General features: G+C 75.0%; 3 protein-coding genes. All 3 read left to right on the top strand.

The window, feature by feature from the left end; translation table 11 throughout:
- Positions 1 to 321: 321 nt before the first annotated feature.
- The 3 genes from ABZ911_RS08035 to ABZ911_RS08025 are packed head-to-tail and all read left to right on the top strand — an operon-like array spanning position 322 to position 11,932.
- Positions 322 to 1,500 carry a thioesterase domain-containing protein gene (locus ABZ911_RS08035; RefSeq protein ID WP_358053151.1) on the top strand — a complete coding sequence of 393 codons (1,179 nt, stop codon included), beginning with the start codon at positions 322 to 324 and terminating at the stop codon, positions 1,498 to 1,500.
- A complete protein-coding gene (locus ABZ911_RS08030) occupies positions 1,497 to 6,434 on the top strand; it encodes an amino acid adenylation domain-containing protein (RefSeq protein ID WP_358053149.1) in 4,938 nt (1,645 codons plus the stop codon). The genes ABZ911_RS08035 and ABZ911_RS08030 overlap by 4 nt, the downstream gene beginning before the upstream one ends.
- Positions 6,431 to 11,932, top strand: a complete 5,502-nt coding sequence (locus ABZ911_RS08025; RefSeq protein ID WP_358053147.1) for an SDR family NAD(P)-dependent oxidoreductase — start codon at positions 6,431 to 6,433, stop codon at positions 11,930 to 11,932. Before ABZ911_RS08030 ends, ABZ911_RS08025 begins: the two co-directional genes overlap by 4 nt.
- The last annotated feature ends 11 nt before the right edge of the window (positions 11,933 to 11,943 follow it).

The following is an 11,943-nucleotide window of genomic DNA, read 5'->3' as shown; positions in this document are numbered from 1 at the left end:
GCCTGGATGAGAGGTCGTGGAGTGATGAGGCTATTCATACATATAGGTCCTGCTTGCGTCGAGTTGTTGGAGGGATTGGGATGCACTTGTATCGGCTTTCCCGAAATGGTGTTTAGGGCATCCTCTAATGGGTGGCCTGGGTGTTGTGGCTGGGAGCATTCGGGGGATTCATGGCTGACTGTTACAACGGTTGACGCGACTCTGCGCGCCTGGTTATAAGGAAACATCGTATTTTCGGTGACCAGCCGGTGAACGGGGCTCGCCCGTTCGCCGGCCCCCTTTCCCCCTGGGCAGTGGACCTCGTAGAGGAGCGCCTTGAGTATGGCGATCGAGCACCACTCGATCCGGCTACCGAACCACCTCGGAGTTCCCCTGCTCTGCCTGCCGTACGCGGGAGGCGCCGCCGGTGCCTATCGCGACCTGCGGCGGGCCGGGGCCGGGGGGTTCGAGGTGGTTCCCGTGCAGCTTCCCGGCAGGGAGGAACGCGGGGACGAGCCGCCCGAGTTCTCGGTGGCGGACGTCGCGGACCAGATCGCCCCGCGCACGGGCCGGCCGTACGCGATCTACGGGCACAGCATGGGCGCCCGCCTGGGCTTCGAGGTCGTCCGCGAGCTGCGCCGGCGCGGGCTCCCGCCACCGGTCCGGTTCTACGTGGGCGGCGCGCACCCGCCCGACCGGCCGGTGCCGCTGGCCGCCGCCGCGAGCCTGCCCGACGAGCGGTTCGTCGACCAGCTCGTACGGCGGGCCGGCGCGCAGCCCGAGCTCAGGGACGTGCCCGAGCTCAGGGAGCTGTTCCTGCCCGCCCTGCGCGCCGACTTCACCTGGATCAAGAACTACCGGTACACCCCCGAGCCACCCCTCGCCGTGCCCGTCGTGGCCTTCGCCGGGCTCGACGACGCCGAGGTCGGCCCGCCCGACATGCTCGGGTGGGCGAGGCACACCAGCGCGGGCTTCAAGCTGCGGACGATCGACGGCGGTCACTTCTTCCTCAAGGAGCAGCCCGGCAGCCTGGCGCGGCTGCTCACCGAGGACCTGTCGGGCACCGAGTCCCTGGAGGACGGCGAGATCCACGTGAACCTCAGCCCTGGACCGACGGCGACCGCCCGGGGAGGTGGCAGCCGTGATGGCGGCGTCGGTCATGGGGTGGGCGTCGCTGTGCGCCCGATGCGGTCGTTGCCCGCCGACCGGGACCTCCTCGACCCTGGCGAGCTTGAGCAGATCGAGTCGGCCGCCGAGGAGGAGCGCGACTGGCTGACCGCCAGAGCCGGGGCCGCCAAGCAGGCGCTGGCCTCGGCGAGCGGCGCCGACCCCCGCCACGTCACCTTCCCCGACCTGGCCGCACGCGCCCCCTGGCGGCCCGGCGGCGAGCTCGCCCCCTGGCAGGTGCACCTGCTGTCCGTCCCCACTCCCTCGGGCGAGGTCATCATGGCCCTGGCCACCTCTCACGACCGGGTACGGCTCCGCGTCGACCTCGTCCCGCCTGCGGGGTGGTCACGATGACGCGCCTGCCCGACCTCGTCCCTTCCACGGGACTCCTGCCCGACCTGGTCCTGGCGCAGGCCGCGCGGACCCCGGACGCGGTCGCCGTCCGGCAGTGGGAGGCCCGCCTGACCTACCGCGAGCTCGTGGAGGCGGCCACCGCCCTGGCCGTGCGGTTGCGCGCCGCCGGTGCCGGGCCGGAGGCCCGCGTCGGCGTCTGCGCCACCCGCACCCCGGACCTGATCGTCTCCGTGCTGGGGGTCATGCTCGCGGGCGGCGCCTACGTGCCGCTGGACCCCTCGCATCCCGAGACCCGGCTGCGGGCCGTACTCGAAGACGCCGGCATCACCCTGGCCGTCACCGACGAGACCGGGCTCCACCTGCTCAAGCCCACCGGAGCGCACCTCCTGCCGATCCGCGAGGAGCGGAACCTCCAGCCCGGCCTCGCCGAGATCGCCGCCGGGCCTCGCGCGCATCCCGCCAACGCCGCCTACGTCCTCTACACCTCGGGTTCCACCGGCAGGCCGAAGGGGGTGGCGGTCAGCCACGCCGCCGCCGTCGCCTTCGTCACCATGGCGGGGGAGTACTTCGGGCTCGACGAGGGCTGCCGCAGCATCGGGTTCGCGGCGCTCGGGTTCGACGTGTCGGTGCTCGACGTCTTCGCCCCGCTGGCCCGCGGCGGCTCGGTCATGTTCATCCCCGACGAGGACCGGGTGGACCCCGCCCGCCTGCAGCGCTTCCTCGAACACCACGAGGTGACCTGGGGGACCATCCCGCCCGCGCTGCTGCCCCTGCTGGAACCGGACCGGCTCCCCGCCCTGCGCGACCTGCTCACCGCGGGCGAGCCCGCCGGCCCCGAACAGGTCGCCCGCTGGTCACGGCCGGGCGAGCGCCGCTTCCACAACTGGTACGGCCCGACCGAGACCACCGTCTGCGTCGTCGGCACCGAACTGTCCGGTGCGTGGGACCGGCCCCTGCCGATCGGGCACGCGCTCCCCGGCTGCACCGCGTACGTCCTCGACGACCACCTCACCCCCTGCGATCCCGGCACGCCCGGCGAGCTGTTCATCGGCGGCCCCCAGCTCGCCCGCGGCTACCTCTCCCGGCCGGGCCTGACGGCCGAACGATTCGTCCCCGACCCGTACGGCCCGCCGGGCGCCCGGCTCTACCGCACCGGCGACCGGGTGGTGCGCGAGCCCGACGGCCGTATCGGTTTCCTCGGCAGGCTCGACCGCCAGGTCAAGGTGCAGGGCCAGCGCGTGGAGATGGGCGAGATCGAGACCGTGCTGCGCGCCCACCCGACCGTCGGCCAGGCGGTCGTCGACCTGCGCCCGGGACCGGGCGGCGGCAAGGAGCTCACCGCCTACCTCACCCCCGAGACGGCCCCCGGCCTCCCCGAGATCCGCGAGCACTGCCTGTCCCGCCTCCCCCGCTACATGGTCCCGACCCGGGTACACCGCCTCCCGGTCCTCCCTCTGACCTCCGCCGGCAAGATCGACATGCCGCACCTGCACAGCCTGGAGCCCATCGCCACCGCCTCCACCGGGGATCCCGCTGGTGGTGAACCCGCGGGCCGGCCCCCACGTACCGACGTCGAACGCGTGGTCGCCGCCACCTGGGCGCGCGTCTTCGGCGTCGCCCAGCCCGGCATGGACGACGACTTCTACGCCACCGGCGGCCACTCCCTGCTCGCCATGCGCCTGGTCGCCGCCCTGCGCGCGGAGCTGCACCGAGAGATCGCCGTCGAGGACGTCCTGACCGGACGGACCGTGGAGGGACTGGCCCGCAGGGTGGCACAGGCCCCGCCCGCCGACGACCCGCCCGCGCACGCCCCCGCCGCCCTGACCGCGACCCAGCGCCGCATGTGGTTCGTCGAACGCCTGACCCCCGGCACCCCGGTCCACAACATCGCCATGGCCCAGCGCCTGTCGGGCCCCCTCGACCTCCCCGCCCTGCGCACCGCCCTCACCGCGGTGGCGGCGCACCACGAATCCCTGCGCTGGCGCGTCCACGACGCCTCCGGCGTCCCCCACGTGCTCGTCACCCCGCCCGGCGAAGTCCCCCTCCCCGTGGACCACGCCGACCAGGCGGCTGTCGACGCCTGGCTGGCGCGGGAGGCGCGGACCCCCTTCGACCTCGCCGGCGGGCCGTTGTGGCGGGCGCGGCTGCTGCGGCTGGGGGAGGAGGAGCACGTGCTCGCCGTGACCGCCCATCACATCGTCTTCGACGGCTGGTCGCAGCAGGTGCTCTACGACGACCTCTCCCGCGCGTACAAGGGCGGGAGCCTCACCGCCCCCGCTACCTCGCCCGGCGGCTACGCCGCCTGGCTCGACGCCAGGGACGAGTCCGGCGGGCTCGACTGGTGGGCGCGGCGCCTGGACGGCGTGCCCACCGTGCTCGACCTGCCCGGTGACCGCCCGAGGCCGCCCGTGCAGACCTTCGACGGCGCCGCCGCCCACGCCGCCGCCGACCCCGCCACCAGCGCGGCGGTCCGCGAACTGGCCGCGCGGATCGGCGCCACGCCGTACTCCGTCATGCTGGCCGCCTTCGCGCAGGTCCTCTCGCGGCTCACCGGCGCCGCGGACCTGGTCGTCGGCACCCCGGTCGCCGACCGCCGCCACCCCGCGTTCGAGCCGCTGCTGGGCTGCCTCGTCCAGGTGCTGCCGGTACGGCTGGCGGCGGCGGACGAGCGCCCCTTCATCGAGCACGTGACCCGGTGCCGGGACGCGCTCGCCGACGCCCTCGCCCACCTGGACGTACGCCTGGAGCGCGTGGTCGAACGCCTCGGCGCGGGCCGCGACCTGTCGCGCAACCCGCTGATCCAGGTGCTCTTCAACATGTACGACTTCACCGAACCCCGCCTCGACCTGCCCGGCCTCCAAGCGCGCCCGCTGCCGCCCGGCCTGCCCGGCTCCCTGTTCGACCTCACCCTCTACGTCGGCGAACAGGACGGCCACTACGTTCTCCAAGCCGTCTACAACCCGGCCCTGTACGACGCCGGACGCGTCGACGCCCTCCTCGCCTCCTACCTCCACCTCCTCAACCGGCTCGTCACCACCCCCGACGCCCCGGCACGACAGGCGTCCCTGCGCCCGGCCGCTCCCGGAAGCTCCGCCGCACTTCCCGAGGGGCGGGCGTCGCTGCCGGGATGGCAGGGGGCGGGCCTGGTGGAGCGGGGGGCCGAGCGGGCGGCCGAGCATCCCGGCCGGGTGGCGATCACCGGAGCGGGCGGCACGCTCACCTACGGCGACGTCGCCGCGCTGGCGGGAAGGACGGCCGCGGCTGTCGGCGGGACTGCCGCGCCCGGGGAGGTCGTCGGCGTGCTGGCCGCCCGGCGCTGCGAGCTGCCCGCCCTGATGCTCGGCGTGCTGGCGAGCGGCGCCCGCTGGGCCGTACTCGACCCGGCGCTTCCGCCCGCCCGGCTGGCCGCCCAGGCGGCCTCGGCCGGCGCGCGAGCCCTCCTGCGCTGCCCCGGCACGGTCCCGCCGCCCGAGCTGGCCCACCTCCCGGAGGTGCCCGCGGACGGCGACCCGCGTCCCGCGGTCCCGCTGGAGCGCAGGGGGTACCTCTCCTTCACCTCGGGCACGACCGGCGAGCCGAAACCGGTGCGGACGGGGGAGCGGGCGCTGGCCCGGTTCCTCGACTGGTATCCGCGGGCCTTCGGCCTCACCGCCGAGGACAGGTTCGCGCTGCTGGCCGGGCCGGGCCACGACCCGCTGCTGCGTGACGCGTTCGTCCCGCTCGTGGTCGGCGCCACCCTGCACGTCCCGGAGCAGGAGGCGATCCGCGACCCCGCCCGCCTGGCCAGATGGCTGCGCGACAGCGGGATCACCGTCGCCCACCTCACCCCGCAACTGGCCCTGCTCATCGCCACCGCGGGCCTGACGCTGCCCGCGCTCCGGCTGGTCGTGTTCGGCGGCGACCGGCTCACCTGGCCGGACGCCGCCAGGTTCGGCACGGTCGCCCCCGCCGCCCGGCTGGTCAACAGCTACGGCACCACCGAGACGCCCCAGGCGCAGGCGATGTACGAGCTCGGCGGACGCCGGGCGGGCGCGGGGCCGGTGCCGATCGGCCGCGGCGTCGACGGGGTCGAGCTGCTGGTGCTCGACGCGAACGGCGGGCCCGCCGCGGTGGGCGAGCTCGGCGAGGTGGTCGTCAGGAGCGCCCGGCTGTCCGACGGCTACCTCGACGAACGGCTCACCGCGGAACGCTTCTCGGCGGAGGAGGGCGGCGTCGGCCGCTACCGCACCGGCGACCTGGGCCGCTACGACCCCGACGGCCAGGTGATCCCGGCGGGCCGGGCCGACGGGCAGGTCAAGGTGCGCGGCCACCGGATCGAGCTGGGCGAGATCGAGGCCGTGCTGGCCGAGCACCCCCAGGTCAGGGCCGCCGCCGCGGCGCTCGCCGACCAGCCGGGCGGTCCCGTGCTGCGCGCCTACGCCGTCCCGGCGGCGGCCGGCACCCAGGCCGGCGACCTGCTGCGGCACCTGCGCGCCCGGCTGCCCGACCAGGCCGTGCCCGCCGACGTGATCCTGCTGCCCGCGCTGCCGCTCACCCCGAACGGCAAGCTCGACCGGGCCGCCCTGCCCGCCTCGCCGCCGCGTCCCGCGACTCCCCGCGCCGAGGAGCCGCACGGCAGAACCGAGCGGATCATCGCGGGGGTGTGGCGCGAGGTCCTCGGCCTGCCGAGGATCGCTTTCGACGAGAACTTCTTCGACATCGGCGGCCACTCCCTGGCCACCGCCGAGGTCCAGTCGAGGCTGACCGCCCCGCTTGGCCGCGAGGTGCCGATCGTCGACCTCTTCCGCTTCCCCACCGTCCGCTCGCTGGCCGCCCATCTCGACGGGCAGCGGGCCGCCCCAGGTTCAGGCCGCGCCGCCCGGCGGATCGCCGCAAGCCGCGCCAGGACCGCATCTCGCCGGCCCGACCAGGCCAGACAGGAGCTTGAGCCATGACCGGTACCGCATACGACGAGGAGCCCGCGGTCGAACCGATCGCGGTCATCGGGCTGGCCTGCCGCCTGCCGGGGGCCGAGGACGTGCCCGCGTTCTGGCGCAACCTCGTGGGCGGCGTGGAGTCGGTGACGTTCTACACCAGGGAGGAGCAGGCCGCCTTAGGGGTGCCTGACTACCTTCTGGACGACCCGAGCTTCGTGCGCGCCGCCTCGATCGCCAAGGACTACGGGGCGCTGGACGCGGCCTTCTTCGGCATGTCGCCGCGCGAGGCCGAACTGCGCGACCCGCAGCAGCGCATGTTCCTGGAACTCGCGCACACCGCGCTGGAGGACGCCGGCTACGATCCCGGCCGGTACGCGGGAGACGTCGGCGTCTACGGGGCGATCGGCTCCGACGAGTACCAGTGGGTGTACATCAGGCGCGACCGCAAGACGCACGCCTCCGTCGGCAACCTGGCGATCTACGTCGGCAACCACCCCGACTACCTGGCGACGCTCGTCTCCTACAAGCTCGACCTGCGCGGCCCCAGCCTGACCCTGCACACCGCCTGCTCCTCCTCGCTGGTGGCCGTGCACGTCGCCTGCGAGGCGCTGCGGGCGGGCGAGTGCGACATGGCGCTGACCGGGGGCGTGTCCATCGAGATGCCGCCGGAGTGGGGGTACCAGTACCACCAGGACGGCATCTACGCGCCCGACGGCCACTGCCGGGCGTTCGACGCCTCCGCGCAGGGCACCATCTGGGGCGGGGGCGGCGGCATCGCCGTACTCAAGCGGCTCTCGGACGCGGTCGCCGACGGCGACCACATCCGCGCGGTCATCCGGGGCAACGCCATCAACAACGACGGCGCGACCAAGGCAGGATTCTCGGCGCCCAGCATGGAGGGGCAGGCGGTCGCGGTCGCCAACGCGCTGGACGTCGCGGGCGTCGACCCGCGTACGGTCACCTACGTCGAGGCGCACGGCACCGGCACCTCGGTGGGCGACCCGATCGAGGTGGCGGCGCTGTCGAGCGTGTTCAGCCGGGACACCGAGGACGCGGGCTGGTGCGCGATCGGCTCGGTCAAGACCAACATCGGCCATCTCGGCCCGGCCGCCGGCATCGCCGGGCTGACCAAGACGGTCCTGGCGGTGGAGCACGGCCTCATCCCGCCGAGCCTCAACTACGAGCGCCCCAACCCGCGGATCCCGTTCGGCGAGAACCCCTTCCGCGTCGCCGCCGACCTCACCGAGTGGAAGTCCAACGGCGTCCCGCGCCGCGCGGGCGTCAGCTCCTTCGGCATCGGCGGCACCAACGCGCACCTCGTCGTCGAGGAGGCGCCCGCCACCGCGCCGCAGGTCCGCGAGCACCGCGGCCAGCACCTGCTGCGCCTGTCGGCCCGCACCCCCGCCGCGCTCGACGCCATGGTGACCAGACTCGCCGACCGGCTCGCCGAAGGGGACGCCGAGCTCGCCGACGTGGCCTTCACACTGAGCACCGGCCGCCGCGAGATGAAGCACCGGGCGGCCGTGGTCGCGTCGGACGCGGCCGACGCGGTCCAGGCGCTGGCCGACTCCCGCCGCCTGGTCAAGGGCCGGACCGGCAGCCCGCGGGTGGCCTGGCTGTTCTCCGGCCAGGGCGCGCAGTACGCGGGCATGGGCGCCGAGCTCTACCGGACCGAGGAGGTCTTCCGGGCGGCCGTCGACGAGTGCGCCGAGATCCTCCGGCCCGAACTCGGCCTCGACCTGCGAGAGCTCATCTTCCCCGGCGGCGCGGCGGAGGAGGCCGAGGAGCGGCTGCGCCGCACCGCGTTCACCCAGCCCGCGCTGTTCACCGTCGAGTACGGCCTGGCCACGCTCTGGCGCTCGTGGGGCGTCGAACCGGCGGCCATGATCGGCCACAGCATCGGCGAGTACGTCGCCGCCACCGTCGCCGGAGTCTTCGACCTGCCCGCCGCCCTCCGCCTGGTCGCCGCCCGCGGCAGGCTCATGCAGAGCATGCCGCCGGGCTCGATGCTCGCCGTCCGGCTCGACGAGGGCGAGGTCCGCGGCCACCTGCCCGACGGCCTGTCCATCGCCACCGTCAACGGCCCCGGCACCTGCGTGGTCGCCGGCCCGAGCGACCTGATCGAGGAGTACGGCACGCGCCTGGCCGGGACCGGCGTCGGCCACACCGCGCTGCGCACCTCGCACGCCTTCCACTCGGCGATGATGGACCCCATCCTGGGCGAGTTCCACCGCCTCGTCGCCGCGACCGCACGCCGCGCGCCCGCGCTGCCGTTCCTGTCCAACGTCACCGGCACCTGGATCACCCCCGAGGAGGCCGTCGACCCCGCCTACTGGGCCCGCCACCTGCGCGAGCCCGTCCGGTTCGGCGACTGCGTGGCGACGCTGGCCGCCGACGGCGAGTGGCGGCTGGTCGAGTGCGGCCCCGGCCGCCAGCTGGCTGGCCTGGCCAGGACCCAGCTCCCGCAGGGCACGCCCGCGCCGCTGCCCAGCCTGCCCGGCCCCACCGAGGCCGCCTCCGACCTCAAGGTCGTCTACTCGGCGGCGGGCGCGCTCTGGACGGCGGGCGTCACCCTGGACGCCGAGAGGTTCGGCGAGCCCGGCCGCCGGGTTCCGCTGCCCACCTACCCGTTCGAGCGCTCGCACCACTGGGTGCCGATCATCGCCGACCCCGAACTCATCTACCCGAGGCCGCCGCGGACGGGCTCGCTGCCCGTCGAGGAGTGGTTCAGCCTGCCCGCCTGGCGCCAGGCGCCGCTGCCCGCCGCCCGGACGCTGCCCGACCTCACCGGCACCCGCTGCCTGCTGTTCGCGGGCCCGTCCGCCGAGCCGCTGCTCGCGGCGCTGCGCGAGGCGGGCGCCGACGTGCTCACCGTCCGCCAGGGCGAAGCGTACGGCAGGGCCGCCGACGGCTCGGTGACGCTGCGGCCCGGCTCCCGCGACGACTACGAGACGCTGATCGCCGAGACCGGCGTGCCCGGCCGGATCATCCATGCCTGGGCGCTGGACGGCCCGCCCGCCGCGGACGCCGAGCAGACCTGGGCCGCCCAGGAGAGCGGCTTCTTCAGCCTGCTCGGCCTCTTCCAGGCGCTGGCCCAGGCCGACCGGGACGGCGACGTCCACCTGGACGTGCTCACCGAGGGCACCCAGGGCGTCCTCGGCGGCGACGTGCGACGGCCCGAGCACGCCACCGTGGCGGGCATCGCGGGCGTCGTCCCGCTGGAGGCGTCGTGGCTGTCGGTCCGCCACATCGACCGGGAGTCACCGCACGACCTGGCGGCGTTGCTCACCGAACTGGCCCGCGACCCGGCACTGGACCGGCCGGACGAGGGCACGCCGCCCTCCCCGGTCGTGCTGCGCTCCGGCCGCAGGTGGCTGCGCGGCTACGAGCCGGTGCCCGTCGAGGCGCCCGCCGACGCCGCGGCGGGGCTCAGGGAGGGCGGCGTCTACGTCATCACCGGCGGGCTCGGCGGCATCGGCCTGACCCTCGCCGAAGACCTGGCCGCCAGGACGCGCGGCGGGCTGGTGCTGCTGGGCCGCTCGGGACTGCCGCCACGCGAGGAGTGGGACGCGCTGGAGGGCGGCGGAGACCGTACCGCCAGGGCGATCGGGGCGGTGCGGCGGATGGAGCGCGCGGGCGCGAAGGTGCTGGTGCTGGCCGCCGACGTGACCGACGCGGCGGGCATGCGCCGCGTACGGGAGGAGACGCTGGCCGCGTTCGGCCGCGTCGACGGGATCGTGCACGCCGCGGGCCTGCCCGGCGGCGGCATGGCGGAGGTCAAGGACCGGCGGGACGCGACCGGCGTGATGGCGCCCAAGCTGTCCGGGACGCTGGCGCTGCGCGACGCGTTCGGCGACCTCGACCTGGACTTCGTCCTGCTCTGCTCCTCGGTGACCGCGGTGGCGGGCGGCTTCGGCCAGGTCGACTACTGTGCGGCCAACAACTACCTCGACGCCTACGCCCACACCTGGCCGGGCCGGGTGATCTCCGTCAACTGGGGCGCCTGGCTGGAGGTCGGCATGGCCGCCGAGGTCGAGGCGCCGAAGGCGTTCCGCGCGCTGCAGCGCGGCGAGCGGGTCAGCCCGATGGACCACCCCGTGCTCACCCAACTGCACGACGCGCCCGCCGACCGGCTGCCCTGGTGCAGCGGCAGGCTGTCGCCCGGCACCCACTGGGTGCTGGACGAGCACCGCGTCGCGGGCGTGCCGGTGCTGCCCGGCACCGGCTACCTGGAGACGGCCAGGCACGCCTTCGCGACGGTGGTGCCCAGCCCCGCGCCCGGGCACGTCGTCGAACTGCGCGACGTCGCCTTCGTGGCCCCGCTGTCCGTCGCCGACGACGCCTCCACCGAGCTCCGGGTCATGCTCACGGCGGCGGGCGACGGCGCCGAGTTCGACGTGGTCAGCGTCGTCGGCGGCACGGCCAGAACCCACGCCAGGGGCACCGCCGCCTGGGTCGCCGCCGAACGGCGGCACATCGACCTCGCCGAACTACGCGGACGCTGCTCGTACGGCACCCGCGAGGACTCCATGTTCGCCTCCGCCTCCGGCCTGGTCACCTTCGGCCCCCGCTGGCGCAGCCTGCGCTCGGTCGCCCAGGGCCTGAACGAGGAGCTCGCCCGGCTGGAGGCCGCCCCCGAGACCGCCGCCGAACTCGACCGGTACACCCTGCACCCCGCCCTGCTCGACGAGGCCACCGCCTTCGTCAGCGCCGCGGGCGAGCACAGCTACCTGCCCCTCGGGTACGGCAGGCTCACCGTGCACGCCCCCCTGCCCGCCCGCCTGTGGAGCCACGCCAGGCACCGCGACACCGGCGGCGGCGAGGTCATCGCCGTCGACCTGACCCTCTACGACGACGCGGGCGACCCGGTCGTGGAGATCTCCGAGTTCGTGCTCAGGCGCGTCGACACCGACGCCGTCGCCAGGAGCGTGGACGAGGGGGCCCACGAGAGCGCCGCCCAGCAGGAGGTCGCGGAGGAGTCGGCCGCCGCGGGCGTCGCTCTCGACGTCGAAGGCGCCCGGCGCGGCATCTCGCCCGCGCTCGGGGCGGACGCGTTCCGCCGCCTGCTCGCCGCGGGCGTCGGCGCCCAGGCGGTCGTCAACGCGACGCCGCTGCCGGAGTTCGTGGCGGGCGTGCGCAAGCTGACCAAGGAGACGGTGGAGGAGCAGGTCGAGTCGGCCGCCTCAGCCGACGGCGGCGACGGCGACCGCTCCGGGCACGTCGCGCCGCGCAACGACCTGGAGAGCACCCTCGCCGCCCTCTGGGGCGAGGTGCTCGGCACCCGGCAGGTCAGCGTCGAGGAGGACTTCTTCGACCTCGGCGGCAACTCGCTCGTCGCGGTCCAGCTCATCGCGCTGATCCGGAAGAAGCTGGGTGTGCGGCTGCCGATGCGCAGCCTGTTCCAGGTGCCCACGGTGGCCGGGATGGGTGTGCTGGTGGAGGAGATGCGCGGGCAGGGCGAGACGAAGGCGGCCCCGTCGCCCATCGTCCGTCAGCCCCGGGCGGACCAGGGCTGACGGAGCCGCGC

The sequence above is a fragment of the Nonomuraea sp. NPDC046570 genome (assembly GCF_040645915.1).
GTDB lineage: Bacteria > Actinomycetota > Actinomycetes > Streptosporangiales > Streptosporangiaceae > Nonomuraea.
Note: the sequence above shows the minus strand (reverse complement) of the source record. Positions and strands in the feature narration are given on the sequence as shown.